This is a genomic window from Collimonas sp. (assembly GCF_039923675.1).
Classification (GTDB): domain Bacteria; phylum Pseudomonadota; class Gammaproteobacteria; order Burkholderiales; family Burkholderiaceae_D; genus Collimonas.
In genome coordinates this window covers 63456-85829 of the sequence record NZ_JBDTCG010000077.1, presented here as the reverse complement: position 1 = coordinate 85829, position 22374 = coordinate 63456, and the positions used below count along the sequence as shown (strand labels likewise).

The 22374-nt window shown below is 58.4% G+C and carries 19 protein-coding genes; 10 read left to right on the top strand and 9 right to left on the bottom strand.

Annotation, left to right across the window (positions count from 1 at the left end):
* Window positions 1-89: 89 nt before the first annotated feature.
* Window positions 90-1118: an ABC transporter substrate-binding protein gene (locus ABI171_RS16040; RefSeq protein ID WP_348093527.1), complete on the bottom strand. Its 1029-nt coding sequence runs from the start codon at window positions 1116-1118 to the stop codon at window positions 90-92.
* Window positions 1119-1231: 113 nt separating this feature from the next.
* Window positions 1232-2683, bottom strand: a complete 1452-nt coding sequence (locus ABI171_RS16035; protein ID WP_348093526.1) for an NAD-dependent succinate-semialdehyde dehydrogenase — start codon at window positions 2681-2683, stop codon at window positions 1232-1234.
* Window positions 2684-2925: 242 nt separating this feature from the next.
* Here ABI171_RS16035 and ABI171_RS16030 point away from each other — a divergent pair, with 242 nt between their 5' ends.
* The 6 genes from ABI171_RS16030 (at window position 2926) to ABI171_RS16005 (ending at window position 10231) form a co-directional block, all read left to right on the top strand.
* Window positions 2926-3921, top strand: a complete 996-nt coding sequence (locus tag ABI171_RS16030; protein WP_348093525.1) for an aldo/keto reductase — start codon at window positions 2926-2928, stop codon at window positions 3919-3921.
* Between the two features lie 58 nt (window positions 3922-3979).
* Window positions 3980-4483, top strand: coding sequence for a formaldehyde-activating enzyme (gene fae, locus ABI171_RS16025; RefSeq protein WP_348093524.1), 504 nt, complete (start codon window positions 3980-3982; stop codon window positions 4481-4483).
* A gap of 98 nt (window positions 4484-4581) precedes the next feature.
* Complete coding sequence (gene aldA / locus ABI171_RS16020; protein ID WP_348093523.1) at window positions 4582-6006, top strand: aldehyde dehydrogenase; 1425 nt, start codon at window positions 4582-4584, stop codon at window positions 6004-6006.
* 57 nt (window positions 6007-6063) lie between these two features.
* Complete coding sequence (locus tag ABI171_RS16015; protein ID WP_348093522.1) at window positions 6064-7359, top strand: MFS transporter; 1296 nt, start codon at window positions 6064-6066, stop codon at window positions 7357-7359.
* A gap of 2 nt (window positions 7360-7361) precedes the next feature.
* A complete protein-coding gene (locus ABI171_RS16010) occupies window positions 7362-8606 on the top strand; it encodes a mandelate racemase/muconate lactonizing enzyme family protein (RefSeq protein ID WP_348093521.1) in 1245 nt (414 codons plus the stop codon).
* Complete coding sequence (locus tag ABI171_RS16005; protein WP_348093520.1) at window positions 8606-10231, top strand: GMC family oxidoreductase N-terminal domain-containing protein; 1626 nt, start codon at window positions 8606-8608, stop codon at window positions 10229-10231. The genes ABI171_RS16010 and ABI171_RS16005 overlap by 1 nt, the downstream gene beginning before the upstream one ends.
* Window positions 10232-10430: 199 nt before the next feature.
* On the opposite strand, the gene lysS is transcribed toward ABI171_RS16005, so the two are convergent.
* Window positions 10431-11957 (bottom strand): lysine--tRNA ligase, encoded by a 1527-nt coding sequence (gene lysS, locus ABI171_RS16000; RefSeq protein WP_348093519.1) that lies wholly within the window; start codon window positions 11955-11957, stop codon window positions 10431-10433.
* 87 nt (window positions 11958-12044) lie between these two features.
* Window positions 12045-13149, bottom strand: a protein-coding gene (gene prfB, locus ABI171_RS15995) for a peptide chain release factor 2 (protein ID WP_348093518.1) whose coding sequence is annotated in 2 segments (ribosomal slippage) — window positions 12045-13067 and window positions 13069-13149 — 1104 coding nt in all. Because the reading frame shifts where the segments join, the coding sequence is not laid out codon by codon here.
* A 251-nt stretch (window positions 13150-13400) separates the two neighbouring features.
* On the opposite strand from prfB, the gene ABI171_RS15990 reads away from it, so the two are divergent.
* Entirely contained in the window at window positions 13401-14108 is a 708-nt protein-coding gene (locus ABI171_RS15990; protein ID WP_348093567.1) for a hypothetical protein, read from the top strand.
* 10 nt (window positions 14109-14118) lie between these two features.
* Here ABI171_RS15990 and ABI171_RS15985 read toward each other — a convergent pair whose 3' ends face one another.
* Window positions 14119-14400 carry a helix-turn-helix transcriptional regulator gene (locus ABI171_RS15985; protein ID WP_348093517.1) on the bottom strand — a complete coding sequence of 94 codons (282 nt, stop codon included), beginning with the start codon at window positions 14398-14400 and terminating at the stop codon, window positions 14119-14121.
* Complete coding sequence (locus ABI171_RS15980; protein WP_348093566.1) at window positions 14397-14630, bottom strand: type II toxin-antitoxin system RelE/ParE family toxin; 234 nt, start codon at window positions 14628-14630, stop codon at window positions 14397-14399. The genes ABI171_RS15985 and ABI171_RS15980 overlap by 4 nt, the downstream gene beginning before the upstream one ends.
* A gap of 320 nt (window positions 14631-14950) precedes the next feature.
* Here ABI171_RS15980 and ABI171_RS15975 point away from each other — a divergent pair, with 320 nt between their 5' ends.
* Window positions 14951-15553, top strand: coding sequence for a DJ-1/PfpI family protein (locus ABI171_RS15975; protein ID WP_348093516.1), 603 nt, complete (start codon window positions 14951-14953; stop codon window positions 15551-15553).
* Window positions 15541-16548 (top strand): helix-turn-helix domain-containing protein, encoded by a 1008-nt coding sequence (locus ABI171_RS15970; RefSeq protein WP_348093515.1) that lies wholly within the window; start codon window positions 15541-15543, stop codon window positions 16546-16548. The genes ABI171_RS15975 and ABI171_RS15970 overlap by 13 nt, the downstream gene beginning before the upstream one ends.
* On the opposite strand, the gene recJ is transcribed toward ABI171_RS15970, so the two are convergent.
* Both recJ and ABI171_RS15960 read right to left on the bottom strand, forming a co-directional pair.
* The gene (gene recJ / locus ABI171_RS15965; RefSeq protein WP_348093514.1) at window positions 16545-18239 is read right to left on the bottom strand and encodes a single-stranded-DNA-specific exonuclease RecJ; all 1695 of its coding nucleotides are present in this window, start codon (window positions 18237-18239) and stop codon (window positions 16545-16547) included. The genes ABI171_RS15970 and recJ overlap by 4 nt on opposite strands.
* Window positions 18236-19309, bottom strand: a complete 1074-nt coding sequence (locus ABI171_RS15960; protein ID WP_348093513.1) for a hypothetical protein — start codon at window positions 19307-19309, stop codon at window positions 18236-18238. The genes recJ and ABI171_RS15960 overlap by 4 nt, the downstream gene beginning before the upstream one ends.
* Before the next feature lie 126 nt (window positions 19310-19435).
* On the opposite strand from ABI171_RS15960, the gene ABI171_RS15955 reads away from it, so the two are divergent.
* On the top strand, window positions 19436-20005 hold the full coding sequence (locus tag ABI171_RS15955) for a DinB family protein (RefSeq protein ID WP_348093512.1): 570 nt from the start codon (window positions 19436-19438) through the stop codon (window positions 20003-20005).
* Window positions 20006-20051: 46 nt separating this feature from the next.
* Here ABI171_RS15955 and ABI171_RS15950 read toward each other — a convergent pair whose 3' ends face one another.
* On the bottom strand, window positions 20052-22262 hold the full coding sequence (locus ABI171_RS15950; RefSeq protein WP_348093511.1) for a TonB-dependent siderophore receptor: 2211 nt from the start codon (window positions 22260-22262) through the stop codon (window positions 20052-20054).
* Window positions 22263-22374 lie beyond the last annotated feature (112 nt).

Below are 22374 nucleotides of genomic sequence, written 5' to 3'. Positions count from 1 at the left end.
TTGTATGACGTCCTTCCCGCGTACGCGGGAATCCATTCTGCCGGCTAACCTGGATCCCCACGTTCGTGGGGATGACGCTCGTGAGGGATTTACAGCTTCGCTTCTACTTTTTGCGCGACGTCGGCAGGCACCCATTGCGTCCATAACGCTTTGTTCTTTTGCAAAAACTCTTTCGCTAGCACCGAGCCGCCGACCTTGCGTTCGCTCATGTCGGTAATCGCGCGGTTGACGATGTCGGCCGGCACCGAGAGTTTGTTAAAGAAGGCGATGACGTCCGGTGCGCCCTTGATGAACGGCGTCGAGACGCCGATGGTCAGCTTGAATGACGGCGTGCCGGTGCCGCAGACATCGTCGGTGGTGGTGTTTTGCACCGTCTTCCAGCATTTTTCGGTAAATTCCGGCTCCTGCAGCTGGACGAATTTGTACTTGCCCATCAGGCCGGCCGGCGACCAATAGTAAAACAGGATAGGTTTGCCGCGTTCATAGGCCGAGGAAATGGTGGCGTCCAGCGCGCCGCCGGTGCCCGGACGGAAGTTGGTGTAGCTGGCGGCCAGCTTGTAAGCTTTGAATTTCTGATTGTTGATGCGTTCGCAATCCCAGCCCGTAGGGCAGTTCAGGAAACGTCCCTTGGCCGGATCTTCGTCGTCGGTAAACAAGTCCTTGTATTTCGCCAGATCGGCCACCGATTTCAAGCCGGGCGCGACCGCCTTGATGCCGCGCTTGGCGTCGCCGTTGACCACGTAGTCCGGCACGAACCAGCCCTCGCGGGTGCCGCCGGCCAGGATGTTGCCGACCAAATCGATCTTGCCGTCGGTGCGGCCCTTCTTGATGACGTTGGTGCGGTCCCATTGCTCGACCCAGACTTGCAGGTCGTTCGACACCAGCGCGGTTTCAGTCACCGCGGTGCTGCCGGTCACGCTTTCGGTCTTGCAGCCGTAACCGTTTTCGACGATGAAGTTGGCGATTTCGGTAAAGAACTGTGCGCTTTCCCAGGTCACGCCGGCGAATTTGACAGGTTTGCCTTCTGCGCACCATTGCGGGGTCGCGGTGGCCTGTGCGGCCGTCGCGGCTAAAGTCAGCAGCAAGGCGCCGCTTGTCTTGATGAAGATGCTTTTCAACGTGTTCTCCTTTGGTTTTTTATCATATCCACTGTATCTGTCGCCAGCCGTGGACTTGGGGGCTACGGGTTCGCCAAAGCGCAGGCTTGCGCTTTGGCGCTAGTGCCGAGTGATTACAAACCGCCCATGCACAGGTACTTCAGTTCCAGGTACTCATCGATGCCATACTTGCCGCCTTCGCGGCCCAGTCCGGATTGCTTGACGCCGCCGAACGGCGCTTCCGCATGCGAGATGACGCCGGTGTTGATGCCGACCATGCCGACTTCCAGCGCTTCGGCCACACGCCACACGCGGGCTACATCGCGGCTGTAGAAATAGGCGGACAGGCCGAATTCTGTTGCGTTGGCCAGCGCGATCGCTTCTTCTTCCGTATTGAAGCGGAACAGCCCGGCCACCGGACCGAAGGTTTCTTCCTGCGCCAGTTGCATGTCGGGCGTTGCATCGAGCAATACGGTCGGTTCATAGAAAGTGCCGCCGAGCGCATGCCGTGCGCCACCTGTAGCGAGCTTGGCGCCTTTGGCCAGGGCGTCGGCCACGTGTTCTTCAACTTTGTGCAGTGCATCGCTATCGATCAATGGCCCTTGTGTCGCGCCATCTTCGGTACCGGCTGCAACTTTCAGTGCGGCTACGCGCGCCGTCAACTTGGCTGCGAAAGCGTCGTAGACGCTAGCTTGCACCAGGATCCGGTTGGCGCAGACGCAAGTCTGTCCGGTATTGCGGAATTTTGAGGCCATCGCGCCATCGGCGGCGGCATCCAGATCTGCATCGTCAAAGACGACGAAAGGCGCATTGCCGCCGAGTTCCAGGGAAAGTTTCTTCAGGGTATCTGCAGATTGCCACGCCAGCAGGCGGCCGACGGCGGTCGAGCCGGTGAACGATAGTTTGCGCACGACGTCGCTGGAAGTCAGTTCGCCGCCGATCTGTACCGCATCGCCGGTGATCACGTTCAACACGCCGGCCGGCACACCAGCCTGTTGCGCCAGATAGGCCAGCGCCAGGGCAGATAAAGGGGTTTGTTCGGCCGGCTTGAGAATCATGGTGCAACCGGCTGCCAGTGCAGGGGCCGCTTTGCGGGTGATCATCGCCAGCGGAAAATTCCATGGCGTGATTGCTGCGGTTACGCCGACCGGTTGCTTGATTACCACGATGCGGCGGTCGTTGGCCGGCGATGGGACGACGTCGCCATAGCTGCGCCGCGCTTCTTCGGCAAACCATTCGATGAACGATGCCGCGTAGGCAACTTCGCCACGGGCTTCCGCCAACGGTTTTCCTTGCTCGGCAGTCATCAATTGCGCCAGGTCTTCCTGGTTCGCCATCACCAGATCGAACCATTTGCGCAGGATGCTGCCGCGTTCCTTAGCCGTGCGCTTGCGCCATGCCGGCCATGCCGCATCGGCAGAGGCGATCGCGCGGCGGGTCTCGGCTGCGCCCATGTCCGGCACGCTGGCGATGACGGCGCCGCTGGCCGGATTGGTGACATCGAAACTGGATTGATTGTCTGCGTCTTGCCATTCGTTGCCGATCAGGGCTTGCTGCCGGAGAAGCTGGGGGTTTTGCAATTGCATAACGTTCCTGGGTTTGCGTTGGTCTGTGCATATATTCGACGCAAAGGGTAATCCCGCCCAGCACAATAATTAGATGGTGCTATCGAAATTTGTGATGCATGGGGAGTTGTCCTGAATACATTTAGTTGCCGGCCTTTGTACCCATGCATTTTTTAGATGGCGCAATCTGTATTTTGTGTTTGTCGGCAGCCGCCGCCTGCTCCTACGATGGCTGCTCATCCACCCATTTCATATCAGCTCTCATGCAAACTGTCCGCTTCGGTCGCACCGGCCTTAAAGTCTCGCGTTTCTGTCTTGGCACCATGTCGATGGGATCATCGAAGTGGAAGGGCTGGGTGCTGGATGAAGACAAGACCGCACCGATTCTAAAGAGCGCGCTCGATCTCGGCATCAATTTTTTCGACATGGCGGACTGGTATTCCAACGGCGCCAATGAAGAAGTGGTGGGTCGTACGCTGTTGAAGCTGAAGCAACGCGACAGCCTGGTGCTGGCGACCAAGGCCTTCTATGCCATGAGCGACGACGCCAATGACCAGGGTTCCTCGCGCAAGCATCTGATGGCGTCCATCGACCGTTCGCTGCGCCGCATCGGTACCGACTATATCGACCTCTACCTGCTGCATGCGTTCGATCCGCACACGCCGATGGCCGAGACCATGGAAGCCTTGCACGACATCGTCAAATCCGGCAAGGCGCGCTATATCGGCGCCTGCACCATGTATTCCTGGCAATTCGCCGAGATGAATGCGATTGCGCGGCAAAACAACTGGACCGAGTTCGTCAACATGCAATGTCAGTACAGCCTGCTGTATCGCGAAGAAGAGCGCGAAATGATGCCGTATTGCCAGGACAAGGGTATCGCCGTTTCTACCTTCAGCCCGCTGGCGCGCGGTTACCTGACCGGCGTGCAAAAGAGTGCGCGCACCGAGCACGATCCTTTCCTGTCGCAATTCTTCGGCGATGAGATCGATGTCGAAATCGCCAACCGCGTGGTCAAGATCGCCGATGATAGAGCGGTGCAGCCGGGGCAGATCGCCATGGCCTGGGTGGCGCAGAACGGTAATTCGACCGTACCGATGATCGGCGCCGATAGTCCGGAACAATTGCGTCTGGCGGTGGAGGCCGGCGAGATTGTGCTGAATCAGGAGGAATGCCAGTTCCTGGAGCAAGTCTATCGGCCGCGCGACATGATCAACGATTACAACGACTTGCGTCGTCCACGCAGTTACAAATCCTGATTATCCAATTACCCAATTAACACCATCAACACAACATATAACGAGACAAGGAATCCACATGATCAAGATTGGCGAAGGTTTTTGCGGCAGCGGTCCTAATGCGGCGCACATCAATTTGTTCCTCGGCCCGAAAAACGGCCCCATGGGAACGGCAACCGTCACCGCCGCCAGCAACCCGGGACCGGGACATATCCCGTTCCAGACCGTATTGAAGCCCAATATGCCGGTCAAGCCGACCACGGTATTCATCGGCAAGGCAGTGCTGACCACGCCTAACCATGAAAACATGACTTGGGGACCGGCTCAGGCCGGCGTTGCCTACGGCGTCACCAAGGCGCTGCTGGATGGCGTGTTGCCGCCAGAAGCGGAAGACGAATGGATCGCAGTGGCGGCGGTGTGGGTCAATCCACAGGCTGACGATGCAGACCAGGTCTACGTCAATAATTGCGAGGCGACCTATCTGGCGGCGCAGCGTGCGCTGGCCAAAGGCTGGCCTAGCCGCAAGGAGTTGGCCGAGGCGCTGGGCAGTATTTCCAATCCGTTCTACACGCCGAAAAAGTAATGTTTTTTTTTGCGGCAGCGCATGCCCGCATAGCTGGTCCGGCCGGGTCGAGAAAGCTGTTATCTTGGCCTGGTCCATTCATTTTTTGAGAGTTTGTCATGCGCATTTATAAGAATTTCATCGGCAATCATTTCGTCGAACCGCAAAACGCTGACCTGATTGCAGTGCACGATCCGGCCACGGAGCAATTGGTCGCTCAGGTTTCCGCCGCCACTGCGGAACAGGCGCGCAGCGCGGTCGATGCGGCTGCGGTTGCGCAGAAATTGTGGCGTAAATTGCCCGGCATAGACCGTGCGAAATATCTGCACAAGCTGGCCGACGCATTAGTGGCGCGCGCACCGGAAATCGGCAAGGCGTTGGCCGCCGAATCTGGCAAGAGCCTGAACGACGCCAGCAACGAAGCCATCTACGCTGCTGAAATTACGCGCTACCACGCGGAATGGGCGCGCCGTATCGAAGGTGAGATCATCCCTAGCGATTCGCCTTCGGAAAACCTGCTGCTGATGCGTGAACCAATAGGCGTGGTTGCTTGCCTGATCCCGTTCAACTATCCGGTATATACGCTGCTGCGCAAGATCGCGCCCGCGCTAATCGCGGGCAATACGGTGGTGGTCCGACCTAGCAACAACACGCCTTGTTCGGCTTTCGAGATTGCGCAAGCGGTACTGGATGCGGGCTTGCCGACTGGTGTTATCAACATTCTCAGCATGCAGCACGAGGTGGCGGAAAGTCTCTGCACGCATTCCAAGGTAGGCATGATCACCCTGACCGGCAGCGTCGGTGCCGGGCGCAAGGTGCTGGAATATTCCAAGACAAATATCGCCAAGTCGTCGCTTGAACTGGGCGGCAAGACGCCGGTGATTGTCGAAGCGGATGCCGACCTGGAACTGGCTGCGAGTGAGATCACCAGCTCTAAAACCACCAACTGCGGCCAGCTCTGCACCGCGGTGGAACGGGTCTATGTCAACCGCAAGGTTGCAGCAAAACTGATTTTCCTGCTCAAGCAGAAATTCAGCAACCTGCAATGCGGCAATCGCGCGCAGAATCCTGCGCACATGGGGCCGCTGATCAATGCGGCGGCGCGTAACAACACGCACCAGATGGTGGAGCGTGCGATTGCTGATGGTGCAACGCTGGAAGCCGGTGGCGTGCTGCCGGAAGGTAAAGGATTTTTCTATCCTGCGACCTTGCTCGGCAACTGTCGTCAGGGGATGGAAATCGTGCAGGAAGAAGTGTTCGGTCCGGTGCTGTGCGTGGTCGAGTACGACACGGTAGAGCAGGCGCTGGAGATGGCCAACGATCACCAGTTCGGCCTGTCGTCGATCATCTACACCGCCGATTACCGCACTGCCATGCGGGTGGCCAACAACATTGAAGCGGGCGAGTTGTACATCAACCGGATCCCGGCAGATCCCTACCAGGGATATCACGCCGGCTGGAAACGCTCCGGCCTGGGCGGCGACGACGGCAAGCACGGCATGCTGGAGTTTACCCAGACCCGCCTGGTGGTCATGAAATATTAGAAAAGCTTTGCCGGCAGTGCGCACCCGGAAGGCGCGGCCGGTCCACAGGATGGAGACATGACAGATACCTTGGCAATAGCACCACCCGCGTCTGCAGCAAGCCAGAAGAAGCAAGACCTGAAGCGTTACTTTCAGTTTGCGTTGCTGTTGCTGGCCGCCGGCACCATTTACCCCATGCTGTATTTGCGGCAGAACTACGAACTGACCATACTCGATGCCTTCCGCATCAGCAAGGATGAGCTTGAGAACAGTTACGCTTTACTCGGCATTATCTATGTGATTTCCTACGGCCCCAGCGGCTGGCTGGCCGACAAGATTTCGGCGCGTGTCCTGATTCCGTTTTCGCTGGCGTTGGTGGGTGTGCTGGGGTTGTGGTTCGCCAGTTTTCCAGACAAACAATTCCTGCCGCTGATCTTTGCCGGCTGGGGCGTCGGTGCGGGTCTGACGTTCTGGGCGGCGCTGATCAAGAGCGTCAAATTATTGGCCAAGCGCGAAGAGCAGGGTCGGTTTTTCGGTATTCTCGATGGCGGCCGGGGTTTGGTTGAAGCCTTGCTGGCCACCGCGGCGCTGAGCGTCTTTGCCTATATGACGCACAACTCGGCTTCCAGCCGGCAAGCCATGCAACCCATCGTGTACATGTATTCGATTGGGTGTTTGCTGATCTCTATGCTGATTTTTATTTTTCTGGACAAGCGCGACGATCCTGAGAAATCCAGCGTCGGCAAAGAACCCAAGGTCGGTCTGATTGCCGGCTTGCGCATCCTGCTCGGTATCCCTCAGCTATGGCTGATGGCCTTCATCATCTTTACCGGTTACCAGCTGTTCTGGGTCACCTATTCGTTCTCGTCATTCTTGCGTCAGGGACATGGCATGGATGCCGTCGCCGCCGGCACCATCACTGTCATCAAGTTGTGGATGCGGCCAATCGGAGGCATCGGCGGCGGCTTCCTTGGCAATAAATTTTCCAACGAAGGCGTACTGGCCGGCGCCATGCTGCTGGCGGCGGCCGGACTGGTCGGCCTGATGATTTTGCCGCAGTACGCGAACACCTATGTGCTGCTGGCGTTCGTGCTGCTGATCGGCACCATGAGTTACACCGTGCGCGGCCTCTACTGGGCGCTCCTGGACAAATGCCATGTGCCGGCGTCCGTCATCGGCCTGGCGATCGGCGTGGTGTCCATGATCGGCTACCTGCCGGATGTCTTTCTGCCGAAAATCAATACCGCAGCGCTCGGCATGTTCCCTGGAATAGCGGGTTTCAAAGTGTATTACGGCTATATCGCCCTGTGCGGTGTGCTGGGCGCCGCCGGCGTATTTTATTTCAAAAAATCGACAAAGAAGGAAAAGGCGTAGCCATGAAAATTGTATCAATGCAATCCCACATCGTCGCCGTGCCGCCACCGTATTTTGGCGGCATGTACTGGATTTTCGTGACGTTGAAGACCGACTGCGGCATCGAAGGCGTCGGCGAGATATATGCGTCAACCTTCCATCCGAAGGTCATGGTGCCGGCAATGGACGACGTCTTCGAACGCCATCTGCTGAATCATGATCCGCACCACATCGAGCGCTTTTTCCGCTCGGCTTATTCGAGCGGTTTTACCCAGCGTCCGGACCTGACCATGATGGGCATCGTCAGCGGCCTGGAAATGGCTTGCTGGGATATCATCGGCAAGGCGGCCAACAAGCCGGTCTACGAACTGATCGGCGGCAAGGTGCATGAACGGCTGCGTTCCTATACTTACCTGTATCCGAAGAACAGCAAGGGCGAGTACGATTACGACGATGTCGACCTGGCGGCAGAATGCGCGGTGGACATGATGAAGCAAGGTTTTACCGCGGTGAAGTTCGATCCGGCCGGGCCGTATAGCGCTTACTCGGGGCATCATCTATCGCTGGAGGTGATGGACAAGTCGGAAGAGTTTTGCCGCAAGATCCGTGATGCGGTTGGCAGCAAGTGCGATCTGCTGTTCGGCACCCATGGACAGATGTCACCGGCGTCGGCGGTGCGTCTCGCCAAGCGGCTGGAAAAATATGATCCGTTGTGGTTTGAAGAGCCGGTACCGCCGGGACAGTCGGATGCGATGGCGGTGGTGGCGGGCAAGACCAGCATTCCGATTGCCACCGGCGAGCGCCTGACCACCAAGTACGAGTTCTTCGATCTGCTGAATCGTGGCGGCGCTTCGATCCTTCAAATGAACCTGGGCCGCGTTGGTGGCATCCTGGAAGCCAAGAAAATTGCCGCCATCGCAGAAGTGTATTACGCCCAGATTGCTCCGCATCTGTACAACGGCCCGATCGGCGCCGCCGCCAGCATCCAGCTGGCCACGGCGACGCCGAATTTTCTGATCCAGGAAAGCATCCGCAACTGGGATGGTTTCCATTCCGAGATCCTGAAGAAGCCGATCGTGTGGGAAGACGGTTTCATCATTCCGTCGACAGAGCCCGGTCTTGGGGTAGAGTTGAACATGGATGTGGTGGCGGCCAACTCACCCTACACCGGCGACAAATTGCATATTTCCATGGACCCCAATCCGTTTGACGTCAAGCATCAATCCTCGGACAGCTGGAAAAACCGCTGGCGTGCAGAGAGTAAATAATGGCTTTTGATTTCATCATCGTCGGCGCCGGTTCGGCCGGCTGCATCCTGGCGAACCGCCTGAGCGAGTGCGGCAAGTACAGTGTGCTGCTGCTGGAAGCCGGGGGCCGGGATAATTCGTATTGGCTGAAGATACCGGTCGGCTTCGCCAGGACTTATTACAACCCGGAATACAACTGGATGTACTACAGCGAGCCGGAAGCGCAAATGGCGGGACGCCGGCTGTACGCGCCGCGCGGCAAGGTGCAAGGCGGTTCCGGCAATATCAATGCGATGATTTACGTGCGCGGCCAGGCGTGTGATTTCAACGATTGGGAAGCCGCCGGCAATCCGGGCTGGGGATATAAGGACGTGCTGCCTTACTTCAAGAAACTGGAAGCGCATCCGCTCGGCGATACCGCCTATCACAGCGCCAAGGGCCTGATCGGCATCACCCAGATGAAGCACGACGCCCATCCGATCTGCAAGGACTACCTGCAGGCTTGCAAGGAACTCGGTTATCCGCTCAATGACGATTTCAACGGCGCCAGTTTCGAGGGCGCGGGCATCTACGAAGCCAATATTCGCAAAGGCAAGCGTGATTCAAGCAGCTACGCCTATCTGCATCCGGCGTTGAAGCGGCCTAATCTGACGCTTGAATGCCGTGCCCAGGCCGAACAGATCTTGTTTGATCCTGACAAGCGTGCGGTTGGCGTCGCCGTGTTGCAAAACGGTTTGCGCAGGGTTTTTACGGCAAATAAGGAAGTGATTCTGGCGGCTGGCGCGGTCGACTCGCCCAAGCTGTTGCAACTGTCCGGCGTGGCCGATGCGGAACTGCTGGCCCGGCATGGCATCCCGCTGGTGCAGCATCTGCCCGGTGTAGGCAGGAACTTGCAGGATCATCTATGCGTATCGTTCTATTTCAAAGCGAATAAAAAGACCTTGAATGATGAACTGGGATCGTTATTCGGCCAAGCCAAGGCGGGAGTACGGTATCTATTCAAACGCAGCGGCCCGCTGGCGATGAGCGTCAACCAGGCCGGTGGTTTTTTCAAAGGCAGCGCGCAAGAGCAGCATCCGAACCTGCAGCTGTATTTCAACCCGCTGTCCTACCAGATTCCCAAGAATCCGTTGGCAAAGCTGAAGCCCGATCCGTATTCCGGTTTCCTGCTGTTCTTCAATCCCTGCCGGCCCAGTAGCCGCGGCGCAATCGAGATCGCGGATAAGGATGTCAGCGTACCCGCGAAGATCATGCCGAACTACCTGAGTACGCAAAAGGACATAGACGAAGCAATACAAGGCGGCGCCTTGATACGCGAGCTGATCAAAGCCCCGGCTTTCAAGAAAATCATCGTGGAAGAGGTTTCACCCGCCGCTGCCGTGAGCGACGACGCCAGCATGCTGCAGTTCTTCAGGGAGCAAGCCGGATCGATCTATCACCTGTGCGGTTCCTGCGCGATGGGGCCGGACCAGCAGAAATCGGTTGTATCGAACAAGCTTAAAGTACACGGCGTCAAAGCCCTGCGCGTAATCGACGCCTCGATTTTCCCCAACATAACATCCGGCAATATCAATGCGGCGGTGATGATGGTGGCGGAGAAGGGGGCGGAGCAGATACTTGCGGATCATCGCCAGCGCGCGGTGTAAAACAATTCGACTCTGACCCCAATAAAATAATTAGGGTCAGAGTCGAATTAATTTTGCGGATTGCTGAGATTTTTGCTTCGTCGGACGTTAAATGGGGGGGCAGAGTAATTGACGACGGTAAAGCTTGTCGTAAAAAACTGACCCCATTTAACTGCGCATGCCGGTGAGAAAGCCGCTAGCGCTCATCTTATGCCGCGTATCAGTCTTCGCGGCGCAGGTGCGGGAACAGGATAACGTCGCGGATGTTGGGCGAGTCGGTGATCAGCATTATCAGGCGGTCGATGCCGATGCCGCAGCCGCCGGTTGGGGGCATGCCGTATTCCAGCGCACGGATGTAGTCGGCGTCGTAATACATGGCTTCTTCGTCGCCGGCATCCTTGGCGGCGACCTGCGCCTGGAAGCGGGCTGCCTGGTCTTCGGAGTCGTTCAACTCGGAGAAGCCGTTGGCGATTTCGCGGCCGGTGATGAACAGTTCGAAGCGCTCGGTGATGCCTGGCACCGTGTCGGAAGCGCGCGCCAGTGGCGATACTTCCACCGGGTAGTCGACGATGTAGGTCGGGTCCCACAGCTGCGATTCCGCGGTTTCTTCAAACAAGGCCAGTTGCAGCGCGCCGAGGCCGGCGTGGGCGTGCGGCTTGACGCCGAATTTCTTCAGTTCGGCCTTGATGAAGTCCGCGTCCTGCAACTGTGCGTCCTGGTATTGCGGCGCATATTTGTTGATGGCGCCGACGATGGTCAGGCGCTGGAACGGCTTGCTCAGGTCCAGTTCGCGGCCCTGGTAGGTCAAGGTGGCGGTGCCGTGCGCATCTTCCGCGGCTTGACGGATCACTTGTTCGGTGAATGTCATCAGCCATTGATAGTCGACGTAGGCCGCATAGAATTCCATCATCGTGAATTCCGGATTGTGGCGCGGCGACACGCCTTCGTTACGGAAGTTGCGATTGACTTCAAATACGCGCTCGAAGCCGCCGACCACCAGACGCTTCAGATACAGCTCAGGTGCGATACGCATGAACATCTGCATGTCCAGCGCATTGTGATGCGTGATGAACGGCTTGGCCGCTGCGCCGCCAGGGATCGCGTGCAGCATCGGCGTTTCGACTTCCATGAAGTCGTTTTTTTCCATGAAACGGCGGATCGACGACATCGCGGCAGTACGCGCCTTGAAGGTGCGGCGGGTATCTTCGTTCATGATCAGGTCGACATACCGCTGACGGTATTTGGTTTCCTGGTCGGCCAGGCCGTGGAATTTGTCCGGCAGCGGGCGCAGCGACTTGGTCAGCAGGCGCAGGGTCGTTACCTTGATAGATAGTTCACCGGTCTTGGTCTTGAACAGCGTACCTTCGGCGCCGAGAATGTCGCCCAGGTCGTAATGCTTGAAGCTGTCGTAGTTGGCTTCACCGATGTTTTCCTTGGTGATGAACAACTGGATGCGGCCGTCGGCCTTGCTGCCGGAGGCGTCTTGCAAGGTGGCGAAGGATGCCTTGCCCATCACGCGTTTCAGCATCATCCGGCCGGCGACCACGACCTTGACTGCGGCGGCGTCCAGGGTTTCGTTTTCTTGCGCGGCGTATTCGGCCTGGACGGCGTCAGCCTTGTGCGTAGGACGGAAATCGTTAGGGAAGGCCACGCCCTGGCTGCGCAAGGCGCCGAGCTTGGTGCGGCGTTCCGCAATGATTTTATTTTCGTCTTGCGGGACAGGTGGCTGTTGATTGTCTGTCGTCATGTCAGTGTCTTTATAAGTGATGCGGTGAAACGTCTGTGGAGCCAGGCATTGCATGCCACGGGCATGGCCCGTGGCCGCGAATGAAACTTAAACGCCTTGCTTGAGCGATGCCGCGATGAAATCGTCCAGGTCGCCGTCGAGAATAGCCTTGGTGTTGCCGCTCTCAAAGTTGGTGCGCAAATCCTTGATGCGCGACTGGTCCAGCACGTAGGAACGAATCTGGTGGCCCCAGCCGACGTCGGTCTTGGAGTCTTCCAGTTTTTGCTGTTCGCTCATGCGCTTGCGCAGTTCCAGTTCATACAGCTTGGCCTTCAGCATGTCCCACGCTTCTGCGCGGTTGCGGTGCTGGCTGCGGTCGTTCTGGCATTGCACCACAATCCCGGACGGCATATGCGTCAGACGCACCGCAGAGTCGGTCTTGTTGATGTGCTGACCACCTGCGCCCGAGGCCCGGTAGGTATCGACGCGCACATCGGCGGGATTGACATCGATATCGATCGAGTCGTCCACTTCCGGGTACACGAACAGGCTGGAGAACGAGGTGTGGCGGCCGTTGGCGGAATCGAAAGGCGATTTGCGCACCAGGCGATGGACGCCGGTTTCGGTGCGCAGGAAGCCATAGGCGTATTCGCCCTCGACCTTCAGCGTTGCGGTCTTGATACCGGCAACTTCACCGTCCGACTGTTCCAGGATCTCGACCTTGAAGCCCTTGCGTTCGCAATAGCGCAGATACTGGCGCAGCAGCATCGAGGCCCAGTCTTGCGCCTCGGTGCCGCCGGCGCCGGCCTGGATGTCGATGAAGCAGTTATTCGGATCCATCGGATTGCTGAACATGCGGCGGAATTCCATGCCTTCCACCAGCTTGCGCAATGCCTCGGTATCCGCTTCGACAGCCTCTACCGTGTCTTCATCCTGTTCTTCGCGGGCCATCTGGAACAGGTCCGAGGTGTCGCGCAGTTCGGTTTCGATCTTGGTCAGCGTCAGGACGATGGCTTCCAGCGATTTCTTTTCTTTACCCAGGTCCTGGGCGCGCTTCTGGTCGTTCCAGACTTCCGGATCTTCCAGTTCGCCATTGACCTGGTCGAGTTTCTCTAACTTCGTATCGAAGTCAAAGATACCTCCGAAGTTCGGCTTCGCGACCGGTCAGGTCGGTAAGCAGGTTTTGCAGGGAATTTAAGCGTTCGGCTTCCATTTTGGACTCTTTTGCAATCAAACCCTAAATTATACGCCAGCGGCATGGCAGATGGCGCTGCTGTTTGCCATTTGGCACGGATTAGCATGTGTTTTGTCTCAAATCGTAAGCAATGTGAACCATTGCAATATGACAGCTATCGAAGCGGCAACCTCTTTACAATGGATTGCGTTTGATCACTCCTCAGCCTGGCCCCGCCATTTATGTTGCTTAAGCTACAACGCGATGCAGTTCTGTCATCATCGATGCTGATGATCCCGCTGTGCCTTGCACTTGGCGCCTGCGGCCTGTTGGCGCCGACGCCTGCGCCGCATGGCGAAGTGCAGGGCGCTTCCACCAGCGGTACGGAGCTGGCGCAGTCCGATGTCAACCGCATCGCCACCCTGGGCATGCGTGACAACCTGGATAGCCTGTACCGTTTGCTCGACAAGCTGTATCGGCGCAATCCGGCTGAATGGAAAAAGACCGCCAGCAGCCGCGAACTGGCGATCAAGCGCGTGCGCGACACCATCGAAGCGCGTCAGCAGTGGCCCGAGTTGCAGGGCAAGCATGACATCCAGGCTTTGTCGCTGGCGCTGACGCCGGAGTTCAGCGGCGACCGCGCGGCGGCCTTTATCTATGGCGCCGCCGACATGATCATCGTCGCCCATGGCGGCAAGACCAGGTTCTACCTGATCGACGGCTTCGACGCTCAGTACCTGTACAACGCCGCGCGCAATATGGAAATCGCTTCGTGGATACTTAATAGCCGTAAAAATGCCGCGGGTCAGCCCCTGCTGCTATCCAACGATATCAGCGAGAGCGAGCACAACATCAGTTTTGAACGGGAATTCGGCAAGATCATTGCCCGCATCGACTTGCTGGCCGAGATGACGACCGAAAAATATCGCCGCGCCGGCATCAGTTATCTGCAGAATCTGGTGGGCGGGACGTTCCTGCAATTCCTGCCCGTACGTTGAAAGACGGGTTTCAGGCAATTTCAAGTTCAAGATGGACACGGCGGCCTAGTGCCGTGGCGATGTTCACCAAGGCATCCAGCGAGAAGCGCGATACGCGGCCGCGCAACAGGTCGTTGACGCGTGGCTGGCTGATGCCGCAGTGGCTGGCGGCTTCGGTCTGGGTCCATGCGCTTTGCTGGACGATTTCGGCAATTTTTTGCATCAGCTCGGAGCGGGCGCGCAGGTTGGCGGCTTGTTCCGGGGAATCGGCAAGGGCATCCCAGACGCTGGCGTAGCTTTCAATCTTGTTCATGGTTCACCTCTCGTCAATTGCGCAAAGCGCTTCCTGGCAATGTCAATCTCGTTTTTAGGCGTGGCCTGTGTCTTCTTCTGGAAAGCGGGCAGCACATACACGGCACCGGCAAGCCTGGCGGTATATACAATCCGGCAGATGCCGGACAGGTCCCTGACCCGGATTTCTGCTACGCCCATGCCGATGGAAGGCATCGGGTTGAAATCGTCCGGTTGCTTGCCTTTTTGTATTTTATCCAGTTGATATCCCGCATCTTGCCTTACCTCCTCGGGAAACTCGCGCAGTCGTTTCAGTGAGTCTCCAAGGAAACGTACCGGGCTGATGGATCAATTATACTGAATTGGATATATTTGCAATTGCTATCGATCGACATGGCGGATCCACTTATTTAGCGCGTGATTGCGCGTTTCCAGCAGTTTCAAAGATGTCTGGTTTTGTCCGCATTATGTCTACAGGGAGTATTTCGCGATATTGGCGGCAGGCTTAACATGAATCTCAACGATCGCAGCCCGGTCCCCGGATTGCGCGTATGGTGGATGAGGTTAAAAAAATGTTGAGCGTGGGAATACTGGTGTTTGACGATGTTGAAATCCTGGATTTTTCCGGACCGTATGAAGTGTTTTCAACCGCTGCCCGAGTTCATGGACGGAGTAATGGCAACGACGCGTCGGCAAATCTGTTCAAGTGCTTCCTGGTTGCACCTGCCATGCGGCCGGTGCGTGCAAGAGGAGGACTGAGAGTGTTACCCGATTGCGTGTTGACGCCATCGTCGGACATCGACCTGCTGCTGGTGCCAGGTGGCGATGTTTCTGCCATCCTCAATGACGACGCGGTAATTCAGTGGATTGCCGCCCAGTCATCCGGTACAGTCATCACGGCATCGGTCTGTACCGGTGCTTTCCTGCTGGCCAAGGCAGGCATGCTGGATGGACTGGATGTCACTACGCATTGGGAGGATCAGGACGAGCTGCAGGCAAATTTTCCGGCTTTGAACGTGCAGCGTAACGTGCCATGGATAGATTGCGGTAAAGTGGTGACTTCCGGTGGAATTTCAGCAGGCGTCGACATGAGCCTACATCTGGTCGAGCGTCTCGCTGGACGTTCGCTCGCCGAAGCCACCGCCAGACAAATGGAGTATCGATGGCAGCAATAGCCGACAACACGCATGCTGAGGCGACCTCCGTTCCGGTCTATTTCCTGCTGCGCGACGCCACCATGGCGCTTGACCTGATCGGTCCGGCGGAAGTGCTGCGCTACGCCAACCGGATTGCGCAACGTGAAGAGCGGGCCGACTTTTTCGAGGTGCGCTATATCAGCGCCGCACCGAGCATCAGCACGTCTATCGGACTGAACCTGACCGGGTTCGAGCCTCTGCCGGATAATTTGCCTGCGAATGCCATCTTGATATTGAACGGCTGCACCGGTAGCGACGACGATTTCAGCAGCGCCGCCGATCAGCTTGCGGTCACTTGGCTACGTAAACACTGGCAAGACTCACATCACTTGCTGTGCATTTGCACCGGCGCCTTGCTGGCCGGTTATGCCGGCCTGCTCAACGGCCGCCAATGCACCACCCATCACAGCCATTGCAACGATCTGAGACGCATCGCGCCGCGTGCGCACGTGCTGGAAAACCGGATATTTGTCGAGGACCGCAATGTCTACACCAGCGCCGGCGTCACCACTGGCATCGATCTGGCGCTGCACGTCGTGGCGCAGATCACCGGTCACGCCCGCAGCGCCTCGATAGCACGTTCACTGGTGGTATATATGCGACGCGCCGGCAGCGATCCGCAACTATCGCCGTGGCTGGCTTGCCGCAATCATCTGCATCCTGCGGTGCACCGGGTGCAAGACGCCGTGATCGGCGAGCCCGCCAACGACTGGGATTTGCAGCAATTGGCCGACATTGCCTGCACCAGTGAACGCCATCTGACGCGACTGTTCCGCGAACATACCGGTAGCAGCCTGGTCGACTATATCCAGCGCATCCGCGTGGCATTGGCGCGTGAGCTGCTGACTCAGTCCAAGCTGGATATGGAGCAGGTAGCGCAACGGGCGGGCTTCAATTCAACCCGCCAATTGCGTCGTGTGTGGAGTAAATTCGAACACTTCCCGCCTAGCCGACAGCGCCAAGCCAGTAGCTAAACGGGTTCGGCATACTCCACCATCAGCTGCACCTTGGTCACGCCGTTGTATTCATTGGCATCCAGCCGAAACGCCACCTTGGCCTTGCTGCCCAGCTCGTCGGTATGCCCGAACCAGATCGCATCGTAGCGCGTGCCATTCCGTTCCAGCAGCAACTTCAAATGCTTTTCCTTCAAGATGCGCTGGCTGACGACCCTGAATTCATCGCAAAACAGCGGCGGCGCAAAACCTTGGCCCCACACTTGCCCTTCCATCAGCTCAATGAATTGCGTCGTGTAATAGGCATCCTCCAACGGCCCGTCGGTTTCCACCACGCGCTCCAGCTGGCTCTGTCCCAGCCATTCACGTCCGACCTTTTCAAAGGCCTCGGCAAACGCATCAAACGCATCCGCGCGAATCGTCAGGCCCGCAGCCATCGCATGGCCGCCGAATTTCTGGATCAGGCTGGGCGCATGCTTGGACACCAGATCCAGCGCGTCGCGCAAATGAAAACCGGGAATCGAGCGCCCCGAACCCTTGATCAGCCCTTCGCCGCCCGGCGCAAAAGTAATCGTCGGCCGGTAGAATTTATCCTTCAGGCGTGACGCAACAATACCGATCACGCCCTGATGCCAGGAAGCGTCGAAGACGCTGATGGTGGTGCTGTCTTGCGGCTTGAAATCATCCAGTAAAGCCAGTGCGGTATCTTGCATGCCGGCCTCGATATCGCGCCGTTCGCGATTGATGGCATCCAGTTGCTGGGCAATCGCCCAGGCCCGGCCTTCATCGTCGGTGGTCAGGCATTCGATCCCGAGCGCCATGTCGGCCAGGCGGCCGGCGGCGTTCAGGCGCGGTCCCAGCGCAAAGCCGAGATCGAAAGGGGTAGCCCGGCGCGCCTCGCGGCCGGCCGCGCGGAACAGGGCCGCAATACCCGCATGCATGCGGCCGGCGCGCATCCGCTTCAAGCCTTGCGCCACCAGGATGCGGTTGTTGGCGTCCAGTTTGACGACGTCGGCCACGGTGCCTAGCGCTACCAGATCCAGTAGTACATCCAGCTTCGGCTGGCTCTTGGCGTCGAACACGCCGCGCTTGCGCATTTCCGCGCGCAGCGCCAGCAAGACGTAGAACATGACGCCGACCCCTGCCAGGTTCTTGCTCGGAAAGCCGCACTCCGGCTGGTTCGGGTTGACGATGACGCGCGCCGCCGGCAAGGTATCCGCAGGCAAGTGATGGTCGGTGACGACGACTTCGATGCCGCGCCGGTTGGCTTCCTCGACGCCGTCGATACTGGCGATGCCGTTGTCGACCGTGACGATGATGTCGGGCGATTTCTCGCGCGCGGTCAGTTCGACGATTTCCGGCGTCAGGCCGTAGCCGTACTCAAACCGGTTCGGCACGATGAAATCGATATTGGCGCCCAGCAGCCGCAAGCCGCGCAGGCCGACCGCGCAGGCGGTGGCGCCGTCGCAATCGTAGTCGGCGACGATCACCATTTTCTTTTTGGCGGCGATGGCGTCGGCCAGGAAACTGGCGGCGGCGTCGATATGCAGCAGCCCTGAAGGCGGAATCAGCGCCGTCAGCTCGCTTTCCAGTTCCTTGACGTCGAGCAGGCCGCGCGCGCTGTACACGCGCGCCAGGACTGGATGAATGCCGCTCTGATGCAGCCGTTCCGAATCGCGGAAAGAATAGGGGCGGGTAGTGATACGCGTCATGGCAGCAATCGGGTGAGGGCTGGCTTGCGCCAGAATTTCTTCAGCGCGAGGCGGCTGGTGCTTAGTTCAAGCACGTGGGTGCTGTCGGTAATAATCAGTGAAACACTGTCCAGCCGGCCTTCTTGTATAGCTTGCAACAAGGGTGTGAAGTAGCTGTTTTCCAGGGTTTGCAATTCCTGCAGCCAGCTTGACCATTCGCCGGTGAGCGCCGGCTGGATCAACCGATCCAGCGTCAGCAGGCCTTGTACGGGGTGAGCGGCGATGATGTCGGCTGCGCTCGCATTGGCATGCACAGTCTTGGCGTACTGACTCAGGCCGATGAAGCCATGAGGCAGGTTGAAGATTTCATGTTGACCGGGCATCGCTGCCTTGGCAGACTCACCACCCCATAGCCAAAGGGAGTTCACGGTCTGCATCCCCTGCATCTCGCGGCGCTCGTTCAAGGGATGCGCAAACCACAGCATCTGCACCTCATTCTGCAACTTGCGCCAAGCCTGGTCACCGCTGCCTTTCGGCATCCAGATATCGATATTGTGTCCGCAAGTGGCGTCCGGCGTAGAGGTAATCAACTCCTGCCAGTCGTCGGCGCGCATGAACCAGGTATTGGCGTTGCCATAGACCAGCGATCTGCCCACGTCGGCGAACAGCGGCGCGGCGGCTTCGAACAATTCGCGCGAATCCGCCTCGGACAAGCCGATCTGGCGGATATCGGTCAGCACCAGATGGTCGCGGGCGATGTGGATGTGCGCAGGATTCAGCATGAACCAGACGCCTTCTTCAGCGTTCAGACCCAATGCGCGCATGGTGGCGCAGGCCAGCGCGGGGCTGTTTTGCGCCTCGTGCCCGGAATCGGTGCCGATGGCAGCAAAAGCCGGCAAGGAAAATTGCGACGCCAGCCACATTTCGTGCGGCAGCGCGCGTGCAAAATCGTCAAATTCGCGGCGAGATTGTCCCGTTTTGGCACGCGCTATCAAGGTGGCAAGGGCAGGCAGTTTTAATTCGCGCAGTAAATCGCGCGCCAATTCCGGCGGCGGCAGGCCGAATGGCAATAGGATGGTTAAATGACTCATGGGCGAGATTGTAGGGCATCCCGGCCGCATGGGGCGAATTTGGCCGGATTTGGCCAGATCGATCGCTGTTCTGCCAGAAATCTGAAGATCGGGCAAACTGGATGGAATTTCTCCAGCCCGAGCCGCATGATTCAAGTATTCACCTTCAAACCTGCACTTCATAGCCAGACCACGCCAGCCACCATGAAACCACAAAACCTGTTTACCACCCTGTTTGAGTATAAAACCTGGGCCAACGACAAGCTGTTCGCCACTTTGGTCGCCTTGCCGTGGGATGGCCAAGAGCGCGAAAAGCGTGATGCGACCCGCGTCATGAATCACGTCTATGTAGTGGATTGCATCTTCAAGTCCAATCTGCAGCGCCAGCCTCATGCGTACAAGGGCTTGAACACGGAAGCCACGCCGGCGCTTGCCGATTTGCGCGATGCGGTCGGCGAGACCGACCACTGGTTGCTGTCATATGCCAGCGAGATAGCCGAAGCAGAACTTGCCGAAAATGTCGATTTCACATTCGTGGACGGATCGCCAGGGCGCATGTCGCGCGCCGAGATGCTGATGCATGTGGTCACGCATGGCAACTATCATCGCGGCGCGGTCGGGCGGATCCTGACGCAGATCGGCGTGCCGCCGCAACGGGATACCTTGACTGTTTTTCTGCATAGTCCCGAGCATGCACGTTCTGCAAAGCAGCGTTAAAAACCGTGTATTGCGTTATCCGATTTCTCCGGCCGGACTTAAAAACTCAGAAATCCAACTTGGCGCTGAGCGCAAACTCCCGGCCTGCGCCGATATTCACGAACGGCGTGCCGCTGCAGCAGCTGGCGGTGTAATAGGTTGAATCGAAAAGATTCTTCACATTGAACTGCCAGTCGATGGCGCGGCCGCCGATCAGGGTATTCCAGGCAACGAAGGCGTCGGCCACGCGACCGTATGGCAGGCGGTAGACCTTGCCGGTGCCTTCGCCCACAGGCAGGCTGCTGAACACTCGGGCGCCGACGCCGGCGCGCACCCGGCCTTCGACGGGACCGATATGCGAGATGCCGAAATCGCGCGTCAGGTAGAGCGATGCCGCATGCTTGGGCGTGTTCGGCAGCGGATTACCGGCCAGCTTGGGATCGTCCGCGTAGCGCGCTTCGGTGTAGGCATAGCTTGCCACCAGGCTCAGGCTTTGCGTCAGCTTGCCGCCGGCGTCCATTTCCACGCCGCGCGAACGCGCCTTGCCAGCGTTGCGGGTGTAATTGATGCCGCCGATGGTCTCGGTGGTCTGGATGTTGCGCTTCTGGATATCGAATACAGCTACCGTGGCAGTCAGGTTCTCGGTCTCCAGCTTGGAGCCGATTTCGTACCCTTTGGCCAGTTCCGGCGGTAGGGTGCCGATGGGCGTGGCGATGGATGTGTTCGGCTTGAACGATTCGCTATAGCTGGCGTACATCGACCAGTCGGGGGCCAGCTTGTAGACTACACCGGCGCGCGGCGTGGCCCGGCCGGCGGCGACCGTGCTGCCGACGATGAAAGGCCGGCCCTTGCCGGTCAGCTCGTTGAAATATTCATAGCGCGCGCCGGCCAGCATGATCCAGCGGTCATTCAGGTGGATCGAATCCTGCAGGAAAACGCCCCGCGAAATCAGCTTGTCGGTCTGGTCGCTGTCGGCCGGGCTGATCTTGCTGCCGGCCTGCGTCAACTGGCCGTAGACAGGATTGTAGATGTTGAACTGGGTGTCGCTCGGGCCGCGGTACAGGTCGCCCAGCACGCGATAATTGCGCATGTAGTCGACGTCGCCGACGATATCGTGCAGGATGCCGCCCCAGCGCACTTTGCCCTCCGCATTCAAGGTCAGGGTATGCGCCGATTGCACGCCGTTCCGGGTGGCGTCGACGCGGCGGGTGGCGATGCCGGTGGCATAGTTCGCCGACAAGACGCGCGCCTGCCAGTCGTTGTAGTAGCTGCGGCTGAAGCCGTAGCCGCCGCGCACGGTCCAGTCGGCGTTGAGCTGGTGCTCGAAGCGCAGGTTGACGGCGTCGGAGCGGCCGGCTGACACGTTGTAGGCTTCGTCGAAGCGTCGCTCCTTCGGTACTGCTACCGGATTGCCTGTGCGCGGATCGATGATGGTGCCGCGGTCGATCGGCACCGAATAATTCATGTGCTCGTAAGCGAACGACAAGGTGGTGCCGCGGCCGTACCAGGCTAGCGAAGGAGCAACCACCGATTGCGTGGTCTCGCCGAAATTGCGCCAGTAGTTGTTGCGCTGGTGATCGGTGATCAGCCGGTAGGCGAGTCCCGAGTCACCGATCGGTCCGGTCAGGTCGATCTGCTCGCTGATGCCGCCGTAGCTGGAGCCGCTCAGGGTTACCGAATGCTGTGCTTCCAGCAGCGGCTTCTTGCTGACGACATTGATCACGCCACCCGGATCCATGCTGCCATATAACATCGATGCAGGGCCTTTCAGCACTTCGATGCGCTCCGTGGTCGGGGTGAAATTGCGCGGTTGTACCGAGAGCATGCCGTCGCGCAGCATGGAGTTGTCACGGTTATCGCCAAAGCCGCGCTTGATGATGGCGTCCAGCGTGCCGCCCAGGGTGTTGCCCATGCGGACGCCCGACACGGTATCCAGCGCATCGGCCAGGCTGCCGGGCTGACGGTCTTGCAAGAACAGGGAAGTCACGACGCTGACCGCCTGCGGTACGTCGACCAGGGCAGCGTCGCTGCGGCTGGCGACCGAGGCGCGTTTGGCCTGATAGCCGTTTTCCGCCTGCGGCCGGGAATCGGCAGCCGCCTTGACGGAAATTGTGGGGAGGACATTTTCATCTGCCATGACCGTGGCACTTTTTGGCGCGCTGCCAACTTGTGCTGTCAGGGTGCCTGTCTTGCGCGCCGTATCCTCGTTTGCCGGCTCCGCCGCCACTACGCCGTGTGCCAGCACGACCGAACATATTCCTGCTATCTGCTTCTTCAAAACGTATCCTCGTCGATTAATTTATAGTTTGCTTTTGGTGACATTATACATAAATGAGAATCATTATCGTTTGTAGTGGTGCGGATTTGCGTCCTTGCAGCGACTTGACGCC